Annotated in this window: 19 protein-coding genes; 6 read left to right on the top strand and 13 right to left on the bottom strand. The window is 46.2% G+C overall.

The features are described 5' to 3' along the window. Positions 1 to 48 precede the first annotated feature (48 nt). A complete protein-coding gene (locus QU605_RS06035) occupies positions 49 to 900 on the top strand; it encodes a sterol desaturase family protein (protein ID WP_289724376.1) in 852 nt (283 codons plus the stop codon). Here the strand turns inward: QU605_RS06035 and QU605_RS06030 are convergent. Then, the gene (locus tag QU605_RS06030) at positions 897 to 2,147 is read right to left on the bottom strand and encodes an exo-beta-N-acetylmuramidase NamZ family protein (RefSeq protein WP_289724375.1); all 1,251 of its coding nucleotides are present in this window, start codon (positions 2,145 to 2,147) and stop codon (positions 897 to 899) included. The genes QU605_RS06035 and QU605_RS06030 overlap by 4 nt on opposite strands. Before the next feature lie 3 nt (positions 2,148 to 2,150). Here QU605_RS06030 and QU605_RS06025 point away from each other — a divergent pair, with 3 nt between their 5' ends. The 3 genes from QU605_RS06025 (at position 2,151) to QU605_RS06015 (ending at position 5,012) form a co-directional block, all read left to right on the top strand. Beyond that, positions 2,151 to 3,392, top strand: coding sequence for an ABC transporter permease (locus QU605_RS06025; RefSeq protein WP_289724374.1), 1,242 nt, complete (start codon positions 2,151 to 2,153; stop codon positions 3,390 to 3,392). A 43-nt stretch (positions 3,393 to 3,435) separates the two neighbouring features. Beyond that, on the top strand, positions 3,436 to 4,437 hold the full coding sequence (locus QU605_RS06020) for a PLP-dependent cysteine synthase family protein (RefSeq protein ID WP_289724373.1): 1,002 nt from the start codon (positions 3,436 to 3,438) through the stop codon (positions 4,435 to 4,437). A gap of 392 nt (positions 4,438 to 4,829) precedes the next feature. Next, on the top strand, positions 4,830 to 5,012 hold the full coding sequence (locus QU605_RS06015; RefSeq protein ID WP_289724372.1) for a hypothetical protein: 183 nt from the start codon (positions 4,830 to 4,832) through the stop codon (positions 5,010 to 5,012). A 118-nt stretch (positions 5,013 to 5,130) separates the two neighbouring features. On the opposite strand, the gene QU605_RS06010 is transcribed toward QU605_RS06015, so the two are convergent. Both QU605_RS06010 and QU605_RS06005 read right to left on the bottom strand, forming a co-directional pair. Then, entirely contained in the window at positions 5,131 to 6,516 is a 1,386-nt protein-coding gene (locus tag QU605_RS06010) for an exonuclease domain-containing protein (RefSeq protein ID WP_289724371.1), read from the bottom strand. A 57-nt stretch (positions 6,517 to 6,573) separates the two neighbouring features. Then, a complete protein-coding gene (locus QU605_RS06005; protein WP_289724370.1) occupies positions 6,574 to 8,883 on the bottom strand; it encodes a glycosyl hydrolase family 65 domain-containing protein in 2,310 nt (769 codons plus the stop codon). A 63-nt stretch (positions 8,884 to 8,946) separates the two neighbouring features. Here QU605_RS06005 and QU605_RS06000 point away from each other — a divergent pair, with 63 nt between their 5' ends. Then, positions 8,947 to 9,075 carry a hypothetical protein gene (locus QU605_RS06000; protein ID WP_289724369.1) on the top strand — a complete coding sequence of 43 codons (129 nt, stop codon included), beginning with the start codon at positions 8,947 to 8,949 and terminating at the stop codon, positions 9,073 to 9,075. A 173-nt stretch (positions 9,076 to 9,248) separates the two neighbouring features. On the opposite strand, the gene QU605_RS05995 is transcribed toward QU605_RS06000, so the two are convergent. From QU605_RS05995 to QU605_RS05955, 9 genes are all read right to left on the bottom strand, one after another. After that, positions 9,249 to 9,917: a hypothetical protein gene (locus QU605_RS05995; protein WP_289724368.1), complete on the bottom strand. Its 669-nt coding sequence runs from the start codon at positions 9,915 to 9,917 to the stop codon at positions 9,249 to 9,251. A gap of 181 nt (positions 9,918 to 10,098) precedes the next feature. Then, positions 10,099 to 10,902 (bottom strand): hypothetical protein, encoded by an 804-nt coding sequence (locus tag QU605_RS05990; RefSeq protein ID WP_289724367.1) that lies wholly within the window; start codon positions 10,900 to 10,902, stop codon positions 10,099 to 10,101. Positions 10,903 to 11,072: 170 nt separating this feature from the next. After that, a complete protein-coding gene (locus tag QU605_RS05985) occupies positions 11,073 to 12,797 on the bottom strand; it encodes an amidohydrolase (protein WP_289724366.1) in 1,725 nt (574 codons plus the stop codon). A gap of 165 nt (positions 12,798 to 12,962) precedes the next feature. Continuing rightward, positions 12,963 to 13,631, bottom strand: a complete 669-nt coding sequence (locus tag QU605_RS05980) for a YiaD family glycine zipper/OmpA-like lipoprotein (protein WP_289724365.1) — start codon at positions 13,629 to 13,631, stop codon at positions 12,963 to 12,965. Positions 13,632 to 13,649: 18 nt separating this feature from the next. After that, the gene (locus QU605_RS05975; RefSeq protein ID WP_289724364.1) at positions 13,650 to 14,474 is read right to left on the bottom strand and encodes a tetratricopeptide repeat protein; all 825 of its coding nucleotides are present in this window, start codon (positions 14,472 to 14,474) and stop codon (positions 13,650 to 13,652) included. A 59-nt stretch (positions 14,475 to 14,533) separates the two neighbouring features. Next, positions 14,534 to 15,127, bottom strand: coding sequence for a hypothetical protein (locus QU605_RS05970; RefSeq protein ID WP_289724363.1), 594 nt, complete (start codon positions 15,125 to 15,127; stop codon positions 14,534 to 14,536). 245 nt (positions 15,128 to 15,372) lie between these two features. Further along, the gene (locus tag QU605_RS05965; RefSeq protein ID WP_289724362.1) at positions 15,373 to 16,008 is read right to left on the bottom strand and encodes an HdeD family acid-resistance protein; all 636 of its coding nucleotides are present in this window, start codon (positions 16,006 to 16,008) and stop codon (positions 15,373 to 15,375) included. 296 nt (positions 16,009 to 16,304) lie between these two features. After that, entirely contained in the window at positions 16,305 to 16,946 is a 642-nt protein-coding gene (locus tag QU605_RS05960) for an HdeD family acid-resistance protein (RefSeq protein ID WP_289724361.1), read from the bottom strand. 192 nt (positions 16,947 to 17,138) lie between these two features. Further along, the gene (locus tag QU605_RS05955; RefSeq protein WP_289724360.1) at positions 17,139 to 18,380 is read right to left on the bottom strand and encodes a hypothetical protein; all 1,242 of its coding nucleotides are present in this window, start codon (positions 18,378 to 18,380) and stop codon (positions 17,139 to 17,141) included. Positions 18,381 to 18,443: 63 nt separating this feature from the next. Here QU605_RS05955 and QU605_RS05950 point away from each other — a divergent pair, with 63 nt between their 5' ends. Next, positions 18,444 to 19,508 (top strand): DUF481 domain-containing protein, encoded by a 1,065-nt coding sequence (locus tag QU605_RS05950; protein WP_289724359.1) that lies wholly within the window; start codon positions 18,444 to 18,446, stop codon positions 19,506 to 19,508. Between the two features lie 433 nt (positions 19,509 to 19,941). On the opposite strand, the gene QU605_RS05945 is transcribed toward QU605_RS05950, so the two are convergent. Next, positions 19,942 to 20,682 (bottom strand): DUF2490 domain-containing protein, encoded by a 741-nt coding sequence (locus QU605_RS05945; protein WP_289724358.1) that lies wholly within the window; start codon positions 20,680 to 20,682, stop codon positions 19,942 to 19,944. Positions 20,683 to 20,783: the final 101 nt, after the last annotated feature.

Genomic DNA, 20,783 nt, shown 5'->3' with positions numbered 1-20,783 from the left:
ATTATTTGATTTGCTATAAATCAATACAGAATTTGATATTTTTACAATATGGATGCTGTTATCGCCTATTTTGAGGGTATTCCCTCCTCACACAGGAGCCTGATACTGGTTCTGGGGATTACTTTTTTCTGGATTCTTGAAGGAGCCGTCCCCCTGTTTAAATTCAACTATAGAAAATGGCGGCATGCGCTGCCCAATTTCTTTTTTACCCTAACCACGATTATTGTCAATTTTGCACTGGCCTTTCTCCTTTTAAAAACCAGTGACTGGGTTCAGGCAAATGATTTCGGGATCCTGAACTGGCTCCCGGAAATGCCCCTTTGGCTTTATGTCCTTCTGGGTGTTTTGCTCCTCGATTTTATCGGGGCATACCTCGCCCACTACGTGGAGCACAAGGTTAAACCACTGTGGATGGTTCATCTTGTGCACCACTCAGACCAGGAGGTCGATACCACCACGGCGAACCGGCATCATCCCCTGGAAAGCCTGATCCGGTTTTTCTTTACCCTTACCGGGGTTTTTATCATTGGAGCCCCCATAGGAATTGTGATGTTGTATCAATCCCTTTCCCTTGTGGCCACACAGTTTACCCATGCCAATATCCGTCTCCCCAGGCGGGTGGATAAAGCCCTTAGCTGGGTACTGGTCTCTCCGGATATGCATAAGGTGCACCACCATTTTGTACTGCCGTACACGGATTCGAACTACGGAAATATTTTTTCGATCTGGGATCGGCTTTTTGGCACTTATATGGAATTGGACCGGGATACAATTGTCTACGGGGTGGATACTTTCCCGGACAGAAAGGAGAACAGTAGCGTTGCAGGCCTTTTAAAACAGCCCTTCCATAAATACCGCAGACCCACTACAGTCGAGGTGCCAAGGGGGGATACGACCTAGTGGTACATCAGGTATTTCGCTCTGATTTTCTTAAATGCCTCAAGATCCTCCTGCCATGTTAAGCGAATTTCCGAGGCAGACATCCCGGCTTCTATCTGTTTTTGTAATTCGGCTGTTCCCGCGTGTTTGGTGAACCCTTCCGTTTTAAAGAATGCTGAAGTATTATCCCGGTGGGTATAGGCCTCTATAAGCCACTTGAGATCAACGGCATCCGGGGGAGGTACCTGGCTTAGATCTCTTCCATAGCATACTTTTCCCAATTGTTTTGGATTGCTAGCTCCCGGGCGTGACTCAGGCGTGTAGGAGTAATCGAAATGTGAATCCGAAAGAAAAGGCGCCCCGAAAGACTGAAACTGAAGGGAAGTCCCCCTGCCTGCATTGACGTGAGTTCCTTCAAGCAGGCCGAGGCTTGGGTACAATCGAACCGCCTGATGGGACGGCAGGTTAGGGGAGGGGGGAATGGGTAACACATAGGGGGTGTTTCGGCTGTACCCCTCAAGAGCGATCACCGTTAAGTCCGCTTTCACGCCATCTGCTAACCACCCTTCCTCGTTGATCATCCGTGCGTATTCCCCTATGGTCATACCATAAACAAGGGGGATTTCTGTTTTACCTAAAAAACTGCGGTGCTCTGCTTCCATCATTGGCCCGTCCACGTAATGGATATTGGGATTGGGACGGTCCAGAACCACAAGGGGAATCCCGGCTTCGGCACAGGCTTCCATCACCAGTTGCAGGGTTGCGATATAGGTATAGAACCTGACCCCTACATCCTGAATGTCAAAAAGGACCAGGTCCAGATCTACTAATTGCTCCTGAGTAGGTTTTCGATGCGCGCCGTGAAGCGAGAGGACGGGCAGGCCTGTGCGCGAATCCATCCCATCCATAACTTTTTCACCGGCGTCTGACAGGCCCCTGAAGCCATGTTCGGGAGCAAAGACTTTTTTTAATCCCATACCTGCACCCAGCAAGCTATCTGCCAAATGAACCCACATCCGGGAACCCTCTGCTCCTTCGCGGACCGGAGTAAAGATTACTGAAGTTTGATTGGCTACCAGGGCGAAGTCCTTACCGCGTAGGAGGTCGAAATAGGTTTCAGTGCGGTTTGCTGCAACGATAACCTCCTTCTCCTGCGCTTCGGATACCGTTTCGGTCGCCGAGTTTTGGGTCTGCTGTGACCCTCCACATGCCATAACGGTCAGAAGAAGAACTAAAAATGTATTTTTGAAGGCAGTTAAGACAAACATCCATTGAATTTAGAGTGGTACATCGCCAGGCGGCTTATAGGGAGTAAGGAACATAAAAGTAGTATTTCCGCCCCGATAATTAAAATAGCCATAGCGGCTATAGCCCTCGGCCTCCTTATGATGCTCATCGCCCTGGCAACAGGTGTGGGTCTGCGACATAAAATCAGGGAAAAGGTATCTGCTTTCAATGGCCATATTCAGATATACAATTACGACAACAATAGTTCGGAGGTCTCCATTATTCCTGTGAGCACGCATCAGGAGTTTTATCCTGAATTTAAGATTACCGATGGTGTACGCCATGTACAGGCCGTGGCGACTAAGGCCGGGATCATCCGTATGGAAGATACCTTTGAAGGCTTTATCGCAAAAGGGGTGGGTACGGATTACGACTGGTCCGCATTTGAAGAGTTTCTCGTTGGGGGCCGCCTCCCCGACTATTCAGACGCCCTCAATTCTGAAGTCCTGATTTCAAGGAGGATGGCCGAACGTCTCCAATTGGGGGTAGACAGCCTGTTCAACAGTTTTTTCCTGAAGGAGGAGAATCCAGATAGAATCCCTAACCAGAGGCGTTTCCAGGTAGTGGGTATTTACGACAGCGGTTTTGAGGAATTTGATGCCACCTATATCTTCACGGACATCCGCCATATTCAGCGTATGAACAACTGGCAGGCAGATCAGGTTGGGAATTTTGAGGTGTTCCTCGAGGATTTTGAGCAGATCGATGAAAAAGGAGCTGAGATTTACGGCAGGACGCTTTCCAATCTCGATACGCAGACCATTCAGAATAAGTACTATCAGATTTTTGAATGGATTGGTCTTTTTGATTTTAACATTGCCCTTATCATCGGGATCATGATACTGGTTGGCGGAATAAATATGATAACGGCCCTGCTCGTACTGATTTTGGAAAGGACTCCCATGATAGGTATTTTAAAATCCCTGGGGACTACAAACTGGAGCATCCGCAAGGTCTTTTTGTACAATGCCGCTTATTTGATTGGTTTGGGGCTATTGTGGGGGAATCTCCTCGGACTGGGAATCCTGGCGATTCAGTGGAAATTCAGGGTTTTTAAATTCCCGAACCCGGAGGAGTACTACATGACCTATATCCCGGTATATCTCGACCTTTCGACAGTTCTGATTCTGAATGCAGGCGTATTGGTGTTGTGTTTGCTGATGCTTCTGATCCCTTCCTGGATCATTACCCGGATCAGTCCCGTGAAAGCCATCCGCTTCGCCTAGATTATTCGGTTTAGTTCGGTGTGCTTTGTATCTTTGCCCGTCCATGGAATACGCTCAAAATATACTCGAGACCATTGGGAATACCCCACTGGTCCAAATAAATCGGATCACGGCAGAATTGCCCTGTCTGGTTTTGGCCAAATATGAAACTTTCAACCCTGGAAATTCGGTTAAGGACCGAATGGCACTCCGGATGGTCGAAGACGCCGAAGCCCGGGGGATATTGAAGCCCGGAGGGACTATAGTCGAGGGGACTTCAGGTAACACGGGTATGGGGCTTGCCCTGGCCGCCATAATAAAGGGCTATCGGATGATTTGTGTAATCAGTGATAAGCAATCCAGGGAAAAAATTGATATCCTCAGGGCCGTGGGTTGCGAAGTTCATGTTTGTCCTACGGATGTTGCCCCGGAGGATCCCAGGAGTTATTATTCTACAGCCAGACGTTTGTCTGAGGAGATTCCAGGTGCCTGGTATGTCAATCAATACGATAATCCGGCCAATACGCTGGCACATTTTGAAAGCACCGGTCCTGAGATCTGGAAGCAGACCGATGGAAAAGTCACGCATTTTGTCGTTGGTGTGGGCACGGGAGGCACGATTTCGGGTGTGGGGACATTCCTGAAATCCAAAAATCCGGACATTAAGGTATGGGGAGTGGATACCTACGGCTCCGTATTCAAGAAGTACCACGAAACCGGTATTTTCGATGAGAATGAAATTTATCCCTATATCACAGAGGGTATCGGAGAGGACATCCTTCCCGAAAACGTGAATTTTGAGGTAATCGACGGATTTACGAAAGTCACCGATAAGGATGCCGCCGTATACACCCGACGCCTCGCAAAGGAAGAAGGGATGTTTTTAGGGAATTCTGCAGGTGCGGCTATAAAAGGGGTACTTCAACTCAAGGAGCATTTCGGCCCTGAGGATATCGTCGTCGTTCTGTTCCACGATCACGGGAGTCGCTACGTGGGTAAGATTTTCAATGATGACTGGATGCGCGAGCAGGGATTTCTGGAGCCGGATCAGGTCGCTGAAAAATAAGGCCCCAACTTAAGACCTCAGGAAGGCTGCGTTCATCTCAATGCCTGTTCAACCCTTCGGAAAACGCCGCCTCCGTGCATACATCTGACCGCAATCAGAAGACGCTACGCTACATTAATCGGACACACCACCCGGGGGTCCGCTGCAGAATGTAACAATGGCAGGATTGTTTCGTCCTTTAAGTATCAGGCTTGTTCCACTAAAAGATAGGAAAGTATTACTTTTACTTAAGAAGTAGACGTATTAAGGTCTTGGAATTTTATTGTTTGCTCCAGAAATGATTGTTTCCAATCGGCGCGTAGCAGACACAAGCGCCCAAAGACCTTAAAAATGTTAAAGTTTTCTTAAATTATTTTTGACTTTTTTGTATCTTTAACCTAATAAGAACTGGAATGTTCAAGGAATTTGTGGAACGGTTGGGCTGGATGAATATTATCCTGCTTTTGGTGGTTTTATCTATAATAGTAGTTTCTGAAATACGCTTCCTACAGGGGGAAAAACTGGAAGCCATCTTCATAGGTCTCTGGGCTCCCACTATCCTCGGCTTTATGAACTACCTGAAATATAAGAAGTAGCGTGGAGTTCGTACTCATTTATTCCATTTTTGTAGGCTTCATCTTTTTGATGTGGCTGTTTTTCATCATACGGATGTTTTATAAACTTCGGAACAAATAGCCGGGTCCCCACTTTAGATTACCCTTCCATACTAAAGGTTTTAAAATGCTCCCCTTTGCCGGGATTTTTCAGCAAATAGGTCTGTATGATCCGCTCGGTTTCCGGATATGCCTGCTGCGGCACCAAAAAGTACTCAAGGTCTTCAAGGCTGCGCACCTGGGATTCCTTGGGCACAAATCCGTAACCTCTGTATGTTCCGCCGGAAATCCAGACAAAAGCTTCTTCATCCCGTTCCCTGCCTTTGGTACGAATCAGGAAATTTTCGGGTTTTTCCAATAGTGCCTCCAGGGCCTCCTCAACCCGTCGGTTGTAATTCGCGGCCGTTTCTGTTCCCCTGCAAACCCCTGAGCATTGAGGCACTCTGAAATGATTGCACTCGGAAACCCCTGATTGCAGATGACAGTATTTGGCGCACAGCCCATACTGTGTACAAAGGGTTTCGAGAAAGAGCCGGGCCTCGGCAGGTTTAAAGAAAACTTTCAGAGACTGCTGGCCTCTTCGCAGTTTGTTTACGGCGAGATGCCGTATGCCCGACTGGTCAGAATAGGTGAATAAGCCGTAAGAGGGATTTCTGGTTTTTTGTGCCCGGTTATAACGCGGAAAATATTTTTTTATGGCTGCCGCTTCCATGAGCAGGGCGACCAATTCCGAACCGGAATTTTCATAATCGAGCTCTGCAGTCTCCCGGCACATCATCAACTCCTTCTCAGACTTGTCATAGAAGTGGCTAAGCACCCGCTTTTTCAGGTTTATGGCCTTACCCACATAGATAATTTCCTTTTTAGCATTCAAAAAATAGTAGATCCCGGGCGACTCGGGTAGCCTCTGATAGGATGCCCTGGGAAGATGAGGTGGCAGGGTGGATTCCTGCGAACGCGCGTTTAGGAAATGTAGGATGGATTTCGTCCCTTCAGGATTTGCCAAAATGCGCTGAAACAGCAATGCAGTGGCCCTGGCATCTCCTGCGGCACGGTGCCTGTCTTCAAGGGGGATTTGAAGGCTGCTACAAAGCTTTCCCAGACTATAGGATTGGAGCCCAGGGTATACCTTTCGGGAAAGGCGAACGGTACAGAGTTTTTTACGTAGGAATTCGAACCCGGCCCGTTTGAATTCCTGCTGGATTATCGGATAGTCGAAATTGACGGAATGTGCAACAAACACCCGATCCCGGGTAAGGGCCTCAATCTGCGGGATCAATTCTGGGAAAAGAGGAGCCTGCCGGACCATTGCCGTATTAATCCCCGTGAGGCCCGTAATAAATGGCGGAATTTCACATTCGGGGTTGACCAGGCTGCTAAAGGATTCTGAGATCCCGTTCTCGTCCAAATTGAACAAAGCAATTTCAGTGATTCGGTTTCCATGAATCCCGTTTCCCGTGGTTTCTATGTCAACAATGGTATACAAATGCCGATTAATTTATTCTTTACTATTTACTAAATGTTTCCCTTACGACTGTCTGGTTCATGCCAGGAAAGTTTCCCCAGGATGGAGCTGTGCTTCTTTACCCTTAGCTGCAACCCGAAGGGAGCCCGAATTCGAGGCCACATTGAGAATCGAGATTTCCTTTTGATTCAAACCAACCTCCAGTAAACAACCCTTAATCCGGATTTTAAACGTGTAGGCATCCCAGGTCTCTGGAAGTGCAGGCCTGAAGGAAACTCCATCATCTGTCAGAACCATTCCGGCAAATCCTTTGACCAGGATTAACCAAACCCCTCCGGCGGCGGCCGTATGAATTCCTCCTAAAAAAGAGCCTCCGCTCATAACTTTCTTACTCTCGTTATAAAGATCGATTCCCGCAGATTCCAGAAAATACCGGTAGGCTTCCTCCGGATGTCCGGCCTTGCTGGCCACCAGAGCGTGAACACTCGGACTCAGGGAGGAACCGTGTTCCGTTCGGGGTTCGTAATACTCGTAATTCGCGGTCAGGATTTCCTGTGAAAACCCATCCAGCATGGCGAGGAGCTGAATGACATCCGCTTGTTTCAGTACCTGAGTATGAATGGCAATCCCATTAGGCCATCCCCAGTATTCCCCGGGATCAATGAGACGTTTCCGGAGCGCATCGGGCCGAATATCTTCGAGTTTAAAGTACCCGTCGAATTGCTCGATTATCCCTGTTTCCGGATCGGGCTGGGGGAGGAACAAGTTTTCTGAAATCTCCTGCCAATCTCCCCGGGCCATTTGAGGCAGTTCAATTTTTCCAACCAGGGCTTTGAGGGTCTCATTCTGTTCTATTGCAAGTCGGTCGTATACAATACAGGCCTTTTGAAGCGCATACCGCGCGAGATAATTGGTAAAGGCATTGTTGTCTACATTTTCATGGTACTCATCGGGCCCGAGTACCCGGATGATTTCATACCGTCCCTTGTCTTTTTTAAGGTGCACTCGTGAAACCAGAAAGTGGGCTACTTCAAAGAGGACTTCTGCTCCTTGCTTTACGATAAAATCCCAGTCTCCCGTGGCCTGGTAATACAACCAGATCCCGTAGACCACATCAGGAGAGATATGGATTTGCCAGCAATTAAAGTGGTTTCGTATTGGTCGACCGGTAAGTACGTCTGTAAAGAAAAAGTCGGGAAACAATTCGTCACCGGTTTTGCCGCTGGTCCAGGCGTAAAAGGCACCATAGTATCCAAGTCCCTGTGCTTTGCGGCGGGCGCCCTGCAGGGTGTCGTACCTGTAGGCGACAAGTCTTTCTGCAATCTCAGGATGTGTAAAGGCGAACATGGGGAGGTTGTAGGTTTCCTGGTCCCAGAAGGCGGCTCCCTGATAGACCTGACAGGAGAGACCCCGGGCACCAACAGGCAGATTTGCGTGGGTCGGGGTAGCGATAAAAGCCTGATAGAGGTTAAAGCGGGTAAGAAGCTGGGCTTCCGGATTCCCCGAGATCTGAATGTCTGAGATCTTCCAGAAGGCATCCCAGGGTTTTTTATGTGATGTGAAAAGTTCAGCATATCCCTTTCCAAGTGCATCGTGTACCATTTTCTGTGCTGCTCCAAGCGGATCCTCGAGTTCATTGCTATGTGCAATGGCAATGACTTTCTCCAGAGCCACAGTTTCTCCTGGCTTAAGATGAAAGGTGTATTCCCGGAAAATACTGTCCCCGGATTTGGAAATATGCATTTCTTCAGGAGGATTACCTTTTAGGTTTACCCCCTCTACGATGGCCACTTCGGTGCCTAACTCATAGGTCTGCAGGTGGCTTCCGATTAAATCTTCTGTTAATCTCAGCGTTTTACCGCTTTTGAAATGAGATCCGTTAAGGCTCCATACCTCCCCGTTTATCCCTGTTTTTAAGGTGTAAATGCCAGATTTTACGGCACTGAATTTGAACTCCTGAACAAGGAGATTATGAGTGTCATAGCTCGCAAACTTTCGGCTTTCCAATTCTACGCCCTGCCCGTTTGAACCGACCCATTGGATCTTCCTTGAGTTTAGTCCATATCGAAGATCGAGCCGATGTGAATAATTCTTTAAGGATCCGGAGAAAAGGGAGCAGGTTTCCCCATCTGCTTTTATTTCAGAAAACAGGCCATTGGGAACGTTACATAATTCACTCCAGCGACTGTCTTTAGCCTGATCCCAGGTATCTGTCACCACGCAGGCCACAAATTCTTCCGGTCCCCAATTATCAAAAGTGCCCCGGTAGCCCAGATAGCCGTTACCGATCATAAAATTACTCCCTGTAGTAACCAAATCTTCGGGGTCAAAAGCATCCTGGATGATTTCCCATCCGGTTTCTGTTGTGAGGTTATTTTTAAGCTCCATACGGGTAACTGAATTAGCAATAGCGTCGGAAAAATCTGCGAATTACTAGAGATTTTAAAAATAATGCAAAACCCTCAGGATGAAAAGGTGATCCGGGATTTCCTCAAAGCCCGCGGCAGCGAAACGCCCATGTTTACGCCTACGGGCAATATCCTTTCTATTGTCGTCAGCCTGATGCCAATCCGGTTGTAATTCTATTTTGCAGTAGAATTCCTGGATCCAATGCATGTTCGATGGGTAGAAGATGGGATTTACCTTCTTTATATCGGTGTTAAATGGTCCAAAGGGGTTGTTATTTACAACGAGGTAGAAGATGGCACAATTGACCTGTTCAAAACGAAACTATCGAGATAAGAGGACGCCGATTAATTTTTCTTGATACTCTCTTCCTTCAATGCTGTGACCAGTTCTTTAGCATAGTTCGAGGTCGTTTTCTGAAGATCCTTGGGATCTTCCAGTTTAAACCTCCCCAGCCATTGCAGGTTGTTTCCGTCTGTTGCCCTGATATCGTATAGAGCACTTTCGAGCTCAAGGGTGGTTCCTTCTACGGAGTATCCCGAGGCCCAGTCCAGAGCGGGATAATAAATCCAGTAGTATCCCCATTGCCCGTAATAATTCGGATCCGTCGACGGGTAAACTCCGGTTGGAATGAGTTCCTTGTACTTTTCGGTGTTTACAAGGTGGGTAATTATTACACCGTCAAAATTCATTTCGATGACTTGCTGACGCAAATCCTCGATCTGAGCTTCGGTAAGTTCGATGTCCACGGGCACTTTAATGCCCGACTCTTTGTGGTAAGCTACGCCATCAATTCCAAGTCCGTCAAGGTTCCGGGCGACATCCTGCTCAAAAATTGATCTGGAAATTTCATTTTTACCCCTGGCAATCACAAGGATTTTGTCATAGGATTTTTTTCCTTTTACCACGGCTTGTGATTTGGTCATGTACATGCTCCCACACCCGGAAATTATCAGGAGAAGACCCAGGGCAATACCATTTCGGTATACGGTTTTAAAGAAAGAACTTTCAGTCATGCTACTCATCTCTTTGTGTTTTTATTTCCAGGAATGGTTTAAGTCGCCGAAGGTATAAAAAAAGAAGGTTAACCGGGAATTTGAATCCAATTAAAGCGCATCCCACGCACCCCGGGATTGATGGAGGACCTGCAGCCTTTTTTATTCATTGTAATAATCGTTTTTACAAGGTCTGATTGGTTTATTTTGGGAACATCAGGGTGAGGCCTGCCCTGAAACCCCAACTTGCGGAGTTCGCATTTCCATAGGGAATACGGGGACCTATAAATACCTGTGTCAGCTGGTCTCCAATGGCAAAAACTTTGGAGCCAATAAGGTGAAGGGAACCCAGGGTAGCATTTAGACCCCAGTCGTGAGAGAGTTCGGTATTGAGTGACAATGCATATCCACCAGGGAAATTTCGGGCCAGAAAGGGCTGGAAAAAAGTAGCATTCACGTCCGACCGATCGGAATTTCCAGCAACGGACCAAATATGGTTCACCAGTGCTCCGATGGTAAAAGAGCCAGCTTGTTTTAATGCAACGGCTGTTGGCCCAACTCCGAATTGACCTGCTCCAAGCAGGTTATCCGTGGCCGTAGGGATAAGAAATACCGGGCCGGCACCCCAGATTAGTCCTCCCGAGGTCGGTTCTTTTGGTGAAAAAAAACTACTGAGAACGACATCCCCAAGACCGGTCTGACTGCCGCTCTCGCCAAAAATATCATTCTGAGAAATGACTGGTAAAATTACCCTCCCAATAAGATTCCAGTCCTCCCCTATACTCATCGGAATTACAGGTTGCACATTCATCAACCATCTGCTGCCATCTGCCGGACCCATTCCAAAGTCAAAATTGCTTTGAAAAGGCAAACTGACCAGGTTGGCGATAGGATTCAGTAATTCTTTTGCAAGTTCATCCTCCTCGCTCCGCAGTGCCTCATCCTCCTGGGAGAAGGCAAAAAAGGATAAAAGGGATGCAATTGTAAAAACCAGCGCTTTCTTCATTTATTTTGCTTTTGAATAAAGATACGTTTAAAAAACAGGTATACCTTTTTATGTTTGTTTGGTAGGATTTGGCCGGGACAAGGAGTCATCCTGTATATGGTTAAAATGGAGTCATCAAGTCGCCGGGTTGGGGTTTCAATCTGAACTGACACATTAGGGATGCCACAGTGCTAATTGCGTTTATATACCGATTCCCCCTCCTTTATGGTCTCCATAACCAGGATATCTTTAATAGCACCTGGGTCTACCTTGAGCGGATTGCGATCCAGAATGACCAGATCCGCCAGTTTGCCGGGCACGAGACTACCTTTTTGATTTTCTTCAAAATGCTGATAAGCCCCCCAATACGTTATTGCCCTCAAGGCTTCGTAGGGTGTCAAACGCTCTGATTCGCCAATGACGGCTCCTGAACGCGAGGTGCGTTCTACCGCAGTCCATACCACGCGCATCAGGTTAGGCAGGGCTACCGGGGCATCCGTATGGATTGTCAATTTGAGGCCTTTGTCGAGGGCCGTACGCGTGGGACTGATCCTGTTGCCAAGGGAATCTCCGATAATTTGCTTGTGCCAGTCGCCCCAATAAAAGGTATGTAAGGGGAAAAGTGACAGTATTACGTCCAGTTCCCTGAAGGAATCGATCTGGTCATCCCGAATATACTGGCCATGAATCAGGGTATTTCGACGGTCGCCCTTACCGTATTTTTCAACAAGGGGCTTAAAGGTTCGAATCATCTGATCCATAGCAGCATCTCCATTCGCGTGAACCAGGGTTTGCCAGTTATTTTTGAAACCTTTTTCAAAAATAGCTTGAACCACAGAGTCACTTGGGATGGCAGGATATCCCAGATAGTCTTTATCCTGTCCATCCGGGGGGAGGAGGTAGGGTGTCGTTCTCCAGGCGGTCCTCCCCTGAGGGGACCCATCCAGGGTTACTTTCATTCCCCCAATCCTGTAATGGTTTGTATAGGCCGAATCATGCCATTTGGAGCTCATATAATCGTCCACATAGAGGTAGTCTATATAACTAACCACATCGAGCTTAAATTTACCTGCCTCAGCACTTTGGGCTAAACCTTCATGGTTTTGCATGGCACGGCCCTCCTGGGCAGTGGTGTAGCCGTAAGAAAGAGCCATTTGCTGGCCAGCTTCAAAATACAGATCAGCTGACTCGGGATTTTTTGGCATCATGGCCTTTAACATAAAAGGTATTGCCGCCAATTCTTCCAAAACCCCATTGGGCTCCAAACTTCCCGCTTCCCTGCGAATAATGCCACCCTCAGGGTCCGGGGTATTGGATGAAATTCCCAAAACTTCCAAACCTTTGCTATTTACAGCGGCAAAATGACCCGAAATATGTACGATCATGACCGGGTACTCCGTACTTACCTCATCCAGGTCGTGCCGGGTTGGGAAGCGTTTCTCCTCCAGGACGGAATCGTCGAAACCCATCCCGTAAATCCAACCTGTCAGAGCCCGATTTTCCGGGGTATTCCAATCTTTAAGGATTTGGATCAGAGCAGGAATATCTTTTGCTTCAGCATCCGGTGGTGGAAGTATCTGTGCCCCAATGGCCTGTACCCCGAAATTTCCAAAATGGGCATGGCCGTCGATGAGTCCGGGAAGAAGGGTTTTTCCATTCAGGTTTACCATGGCATGACCTGGCCCGGCTACGCTCATGGCTTCTGCAGAAGCTCCGGCATACTCAATTTTGCCATTGCGCTCGACCAGGGCTTCAACATACTGAGGCGTATCTCCTTCCATGGTTAGGATATCTCCTCCGTAGTAAACCGTCGCCTGGCTGTCAGTACCGGATGGTGTCGTCTTTTCATCCGTACAACCTGCGAACATCAAGAAGGCAAGCATAATTATATACACACTGATCTTTGTCTTTCTCATATCACTATTTGATTTCGTCCCTTGCTTGCGCAGAAATCTGTTTAATTTTTTGACTGATGTATGGATCTTTTTATCGAAAGAATAATCCGATTAAAAAGGCACAGCCCTGCAGGTATAACAGGACTGTGCTTTAAGTGTAACTAATTTAAGAATTTCAGAATCAGCTTAATCCAACTCACCACTTTTAGCAGCGTCTATCATATCATCATTGGCGTAAATGGCCAGTTCTACCCTGCGGTTTTTCGCGCGGTTGGCTTCGTCATTTGGATATTTCGGTTGTGTCTCACCATACCATTTTGCGGTGAGGCGAGCCCCATCAACCCCCTGGGAAATTAAATAATCCCGTACCGCTTTTGCCCGCTTTTCCGAAAGGGACATATTGTATTCGGCGGACCCGGTATCATCTGTATGGCCTTCTATCAGGATGTTCGTGTCCTCGTAGCCTTTAAAAACAGAAGCCGCTGCATTGAGGTCACTTTTATAACTATCGCTGATTGCCGCCGAATTGATCTTAAAGGCCAGGGTTGCATCGAAGGTCATGTTGATACCTTCTCCTACGCGCTGTACTTCCGCGGTCGGAACGGCCTGGCTAAGTTCTTTGGCCTGTCGATCCATTTTTTTACCGATCAGGTTTCCGGCAGTACCTCCAATAGCGGCACCGGCAAGGATGCCCCATATGCTTCCACCAGAAACGGCAGCCCCTAACAGGGCGCCACCTGCTGCACCTGCTGCAGTACCCTGTTGTTGCTTATTCATGCCCTGAATGGCCGAACAGCTTATCAGCATACTTAAGGCTAGGAAGGCGGATAGAGTAATTGTTAGTGTTCTTTTCATGTGTAGAGATTTATAAAATTATTGACAAACTAGTGCTTTAAACATTTCTTTATTCATGTCCTTATAACCCAGCTCCATAGCCCTGGTTAAATCGCCGCATATGGCGGCTTTTTCCGCGGCGGACATCATGCCTCTGAGGTCCTGAGCTTTGGTTGTGCCGTACTTTTTGGCCATTTCCTGTAGGCCGGCATTGCTTTTGGAGACATAGACCTCCTGGGAATCCGGATACAAGCGGGCTGCCTCATCGTAAACGGCATAGGCACTCTTAAAATCGTCATGTACCAGGTACATGTCACCTTCCTGCAAAATGTAATTCACATTTTCCGGGTCCAGTTCCTTTGCTTTATTGAGGTAGACCATGGCGGAATCCATCTGCCCCATCTGCCGGTCATAAAGGGCAGCCATAAGCGCATAGTTGGAAGCGCGCTGGGCGGTATTCTCATTCATCTCCGTGAGTTTCATTACAGATTCCAATTGCTTCTTGGAACCTTCGATATCTCCGGTTGCATTCAGTGCCACCGCCTTTTGAAAATGCCCGGCCAGGCTGCGATCTTTGGTTCTTTTTAATACGTCGTCGGCTTCGGCCATGGCTTCAGTATGCATTCCCAGGGCGTTGTAGGCTTCTGCTTTACCTTCAGAAGCCAAAATTTTGGCATCCTTAGTTTTACAGTCTGATGAAAAAGCTTCAAAAAGCGAAAGGGCATCCTGGTAGGATTTGCTTTCCAGGGCCGCCTTGGCACTGGCATAGGATTCCTGGCATTTTTTGCCCATCGTAAAGGTTTGGGCAAACCCATTGCTCATAAGGAGCAGGAGTAAAATGGTAAGTAGTTTTTTAGATTTCATATTAAGTATAGTTTACGTGTGCTCATTGAATAACATGATAACAGGACTTATAGATGGGGTCATAACTTTACGGCTACCCCAAACCCGAGGTTCCAGTTGTCATAAGCGTTAATTTTGATATCATATGAAAGATTCAACAACAGATCCACATGGGGGGATATTTTCAAAAAAGGCTCAAATCCCATACGGATTAAACCGAAGGTGTCTTCTTTGGCATATTCGAAACCACCGCCAGCGAGTACGCCCAAATGGTTAAAAAGCCTGTAGGTTGCCGTGGCAACCAAAGCAATGGGATACGAACGCTCGGTTATTCTTGCCGATTCCCCTTCACCAATTTCCAGTTCAAATTGTTCAATAATGATATCCCCTGCCAGTCCTACAGCAAAACGCTCAGTGATTTCATAATTGTAAGCCATCATAAATGATGGAAGCGTTATCCATGATCGGATGCCGTCCTTCACACCGCGTTGTACATGGTCATGAGCCAGCAAAATGCTTAGAACATGACGGGACTCGTTTTCCTCAGATTCCGCTTCAACTCCTGTCTCTATGGTATCTTCAGAGGAGCTTTCTTCCTGTGCCCATGCCACTCCTCCTAAGGAGAAAAAGAGCAAAAGCGCTCCAAAGAGTATACGAAAAAAGGGATGCTTCATAGTTTGGGGTTTCAAAAACCGGAGATGTACTCAGTGTATTTTCCCATTGAACTAAAGCCGTCGACAAACCTTTTTGAGGAAGTCTTTAGCCTGGGTGTGGAATCAAATAATGGATGCAATAATTCGCCCCTTTAAAAATATAATTTTAAAACTGTTATAACAAATTAATCAGGATTCAGTGGAGCCATCCGAAAGTGATATCCGAGTGTGCCCGAATCCTCTCTAAAATTGTCGTTTTTGAACTTCTATTTTCCAAGCTCCTTTTTAATTTCCTCCTGTACACTATTAAAGCGCTCTTTAAGCTCTGATGAAATTTTTGTACCCATTCCTTTGAGCTTGCGAAGCTTAAGTGAAAGGTAAATACTGAAAATCCCCGCGGAGACCAATGCAAGTCCTATCCAGAAGACAATGGTCATACCAGCGAAGGCCGGATTCCATAGGAGCATAAAGGAAAACAGAACACCGAGAATTCCGAAAAGCAGGAGCGTACCCCATCCGGAATTATCAGCGTAGTTCTTTAAATCCAGGGCAAAACTGATCGCTCCGATCGAACGAAACAATACGAGAAAGCCAAGGCTAAAGGCCAGGATTATTTCTGTAATCCCAGGTCTGGAGATCAGTAGCATCCCAACCAGCAAGGTCATGATTCCAAAAATAAGGGTCCATCCCCAGTTTTCGAGTTCGTCCCGGTTCGAGATTGAAAAAACAATTTCAATGGCTCCGGATACGACAAAGGACCAGCCGAAGAAAAATGCCAGAGCTAAAAACGAGCTTTCAGGTGAGACAAAACTATAAATACCCCCTGCGAGAAATATCAGGCCTACAATCAGGAGAATATACCAGTTTTTAACGGAATTACGGACGGTTTTAATGGTTTGCATGGGTTGGTTTTTAAGAGTCTGGGATCTGCTTCAAATTAGTCTGAAACAAGACTTCGCCAGGCTGATTGGTTTATGGTCTGTAAAATACAGAAAAAAGGTATTGGAAAAAAGGGGCCTAGCCTAAAACGGACATTGGCAGACCTAAAATTAAGGGGCAATTTGGGGGGATTTTACGAAAGGCAACTTTTTTCCATTAGGCATGAAGGGCAATTGGATTAGGAAATGTAAACAGGTTTTTTTAAAACCTCTATTTGGACCGTTAAAGATGATTGTGGCCCCGGTAAGTGGTACCGAACTTAATTATTGCTGAGCTCCCGTTCTATCTCATGCTGAATTGCGCGGTACCTTGCCACTAATTCTTCAGAAAGTCTGGATGAAATGCCTTTGAGTTTGCGAAGGCGAAGCGAAAGAAAGAGGTTATATGCCCCCGCTGAGATGAAAGATAGTCCAGTCCAGATAATCAGCATACCACCTGAGAGCATATGGCTCATGAGTAAGGCAAAGGAGAAAAAAACACCCAGGACAGCCAGGCTCACCAGAACCCACCAGTATTTTGCGCCATAGTGCTTGAGGTCCAGGGAGAAAATAATGGCCGCTATGGATCGGAACAAGACGAGAAAACCCATGGTCAGGGTCATCAGAATGATTGTGAAATCTGGGTTGGAAACAAAGAGAATGCCGATCAGGATCGTTAAAATACCAAGGACCAAAGGCCAGCCCCAGTTATGCAGCTCTTTTCGGTTGGCCAGGGAAAACACAATTTCGATAATGCCTGCAAGGATAAACCCGAATCCAAGAAAGGTAGCCAAAGTGATCAGGGCTTCTGCCGGTCGGGCGATAACCATGAAGCCGACAGCGAAGTATATCAGACCGATAAGCAGAATGATATACCAATAACTGACTGAGGTTTTTATCGATTTGATCTCAGGATACTCCATAAGTTTAATGTTGAGGGGAGGAACTAAAAGAAGGCCTGCCTGGAATAGGTTAAGCCTGACACTTTAGAAAAATACTAAATTATACGGAACGAAATGGAAAATCTCCTTTTTTTCGATAAGTGCTCCTTTTGGAAGTGTGGACAGCAGCCCGTTTTAAAGCCCTACCATTTAATTAAACTAAAAGGTATTCAGTTACTCCACAGCCCGAATTTCGATCTCCTCGGGGAGCAGGGGCAATTCAAGGATTTCGAACCAATCCAATTCAAAATTTGTAAGAACGACGCCTCCTTCTGCAGATCCATTTCCCCTGATGTAGGAGATGGCGATGATCCCTGTCGGCAGGTCTACCCCATAATTTCCAAACAGTATGCGGTCCCCTGTTTCCAGTTCTATGCGTGCCTGAAGTTCCGGCAGGAAAGGTTCAGCTCCTTCCACCAGGATTCCGGAATCAAAATCATAAACCGCCGGCTGTGCAAAAAACAGGCTGGGTTGCTGATAAATAAAACGAACCAGCAGCTGGTTCCCAGAGAATCTAGAGTCGAACATACCCGGCCCCTGGGCGGGTAAACCCGGGGCAGTACCAGATTGGATAAATGTTCCAGTTTCGACATTGAAAATCAGATACGACGCATCCTCATTGAAAATCCAGAGTTCATTTCCCCTGAAGGTTGCTCCCTGAAAGTCCGAATTTAAATTAATGGTATCCGTTACTTCTCCAATGGACAAGTCCACGATCCAAAGGAATGGATTGCCTGAACCCGGATCCCTGTAATATAGTCCGAACCACTTTCCGGCTAAACTGAAGTTTACAACCCCGGCGGGTACAATTTCGGGAAAGAAGACGTCACGGCATTGTGAAAATTCCCTGTCGAATATCCGCAGCCCAAATTCCAGGGACATCCCCTCACTCTGATACGTATAAGGCATTACAACAAAGTTTTCATTGCCGTCCACACTCCGGATCACTTTAGGAGTCTCCGTTTCCCCCCTGAAACCGCATATGTCATTAACTTCATACGATACGCCGGATTCCAGGTTTTTGTAGTAGGCACGGGATTCTTGCTGCTGCCAGAAATAAAAGCCCACAGCATTCTGGTGGACGTCCCTGCGCCCGAAAAGCAGGAAATCCAGCCCGAGTTCTTCATTTATGTTGGTTATGATTGGCGGCGATCCTTCATTGGTTACATCCATTTGAATTTCCTCCGAATCTGAGCTAAGAAAGGTGTTCAGGCTGATTTTGGGTATGGGGTTTTCAGGTTGAGGATCGTCCTTGGAGCAGGATGAAATCAGCAGCAAAAGAACCAGCAGGACAAGGCTGATTAACCTATGGAAGAAGTATTGGGACATGAAGTCAAAGATACCAAAATCAAACAGGTCCTGCAGAAAGCTCCGTTGTTTAGCCCAACGCCCTGTTATAATTTTAAATTCCGACATAATTACCTAAATTTCAACTCTTCCTTAACGGGGGGTTATTCTACTTAAAACAGCACTATTTAAATGTACAGGTTTCCAGAACAGCTTAATTGGATAATTTGTGCGGAGTTAGTGCGCAAAGTGCTGCTGATCCTCCCTTTGGCCTTGCTTTTTTCGATGCAGCTTTCCGGACAGCACGATACGCTCTGGGTAAAAAATGGGAACGTGCTCTACGGGGAAATCAAGAGTTTCAGCTCCGGGGTTCTCAAGATGGAAACCCCTTACAGCGACGATGATTTCACCATCGACTACGATGAGGTCGTCCAAATGAGTTTGGAGCGCAGGTGTCTGATCATACTAAAAGGAGGGGAGCGCCTCTTTGGATTTATCAAGTCCAGGGATGACGGAAAAGTCACGATATATTCTACGGAGGGAACCCGGGAAGGTATTGACCTGAAGGACGTAACGTCAATTCAAGTGATAAAAGACGAGCTTTGGAATCGCTTCTCCGGGTATATCGATTTTGGATTCAACCTCACCAAAGCCAATAATCAACGCCAGTTGAATGCGGATGGGGGAATCTCCTACACGGGTTATAAATGGTTGATGAACGCCAAGATATCTTCTCTTTTCGCCAATCAGGATCAGGTAGAGCAAACGGAACGAACCAGTATCGATGCTCAGATAAACCGCCTGCTGGGAGATGAATGGTATGTGCTTATCTCAGCCTCCTACCTCTCCAATACCGAGCAGAACCTCGTTGGCCGTTATAGTGCCAAGGTAGGTGCAGGTAAGTTCCTGGCGATTACCGATAAACTCCTGTGGGGACTGGCAACGGGTATTAACTTCAACTTTGAAAACTACACGGACGAAAGCCTGAATAAAGAGTCTACAGAATTATTTATTTCTACCCGTTTCAATATGTTCGACTTTAAAGACTTCGATTTGGATACCAATGTGGACTTTTATCCCAGTATCTCGGAAAGAGGCCGGATTCGTGTGGATTACAATCTCAATCTGAAGTACGACCTTCCTCTTGATTTTTACATCAAGACGAGTTTTCAATTTAACTATGATAACCAGCCCCCGGAAACGGCAAGCGATTTTGACTACATTTTAACTACCGGATTCGGATGGAAGTTCAATTGATCCTGCCTGAATGTGAAGGTCCGGGAATACGCCGATTTTTATATGGTACCCGGTAAGGTAAAGGTGAGAAGGAAAATTGCCACCTGTCATCGCGGTCAAAATTTTTTCCATTTCTGAGAATTCATAATCCGCATTATTATAATTTCTGATTTACCTGTCACCTGAAATCCCTTTTAGACCCGAATATCGATAAACCTCACGCATACTTTCGCGTTATTCCCTATGTTCTGTGCGGTTTGGGGTGAATTATATTTGCTACAATTGTTTTATGCCTTCCGCTATAAGTGAAAATTTCTTTTGGGGAGAGGTTCGGGATATTCTCAGCAGATACGGTCGCAAGCCAGCAGAGTACACTCCTGTGTGTTCATTCCAGAAAATCAGAAGTTAGCCTTTTTGAAAGGTAGGAGGACATTGTACTATAGAATCATTCTTTCTAAAATGTATGATAAACTCTTATTCTAAAAACAATATCATTTGTGCCAAAAACATCCTCAACGGTCTGCCTTGTATAAAAGTATCCAATCCGAAATTCAGCTTTCCATGAAGGAGAAAATTCCTTGCCAATACCCGGAGTAATTCTAACAACATCATTAAACTGTTTTACACCTATGAGATTCCAGAAAAGCTCTAGTCCGATAGGGAGGTAAACGCCATCATTAAAACTAAACCATTCACCTTTTAAAAATAACACCATTTCCGCCTGATAGCGAAGCCTAAGTCCAAATGTGTTTTTCCAATTTGCAGTTTCTATATCAAAACGTTCTTCCAACCTAAGATAATGCCATATATTGATTTTAGGCCGATCTGGCCAGGTTAGTTTGTAACCTTGGAAAGGTCTAATTTCCAAACGATTAGACTCTGTATTATTGCTGGTAAAGAAGAGCGCTACACCGCCATATAATTTTGAATTATGATATAAATTCGGAAGAAGTCGTTTGGGCAGTTTATAGCTAACAGAAGGCCTTATAACAAATCTATACCACTCATTGGGAAAAACTGTTCTGGCCCCAATCTCACCATATAGATTCACCTTTTCTGACACGGTGTAGGATACATCATAATCCAACCAAATTTGTTCAGTAACAATGCCATTGGTGAGTGTGTCTTGAGCATTGACTGTGGGGTTTAAACCAATGCTAAAAAGCACGATAATTAAAATTAGTTTAAACTTCACAACAGAATTATTTTCCTATTACATAAACCGTTCTAGAAGGCGATAATATCTGTACTCGAATTATCCATTTTCTGCATTTTATGAATCTCTTATCACTTTTT

The sequence above is a fragment of the Robiginitalea aurantiaca genome, assembly GCF_030380815.1.
Taxonomy (GTDB): domain Bacteria; phylum Bacteroidota; class Bacteroidia; order Flavobacteriales; family Flavobacteriaceae; genus Robiginitalea; species Robiginitalea aurantiaca.
Note: the sequence above shows the minus strand (reverse complement) of the source record. Positions and strands in the feature narration are given on the sequence as shown.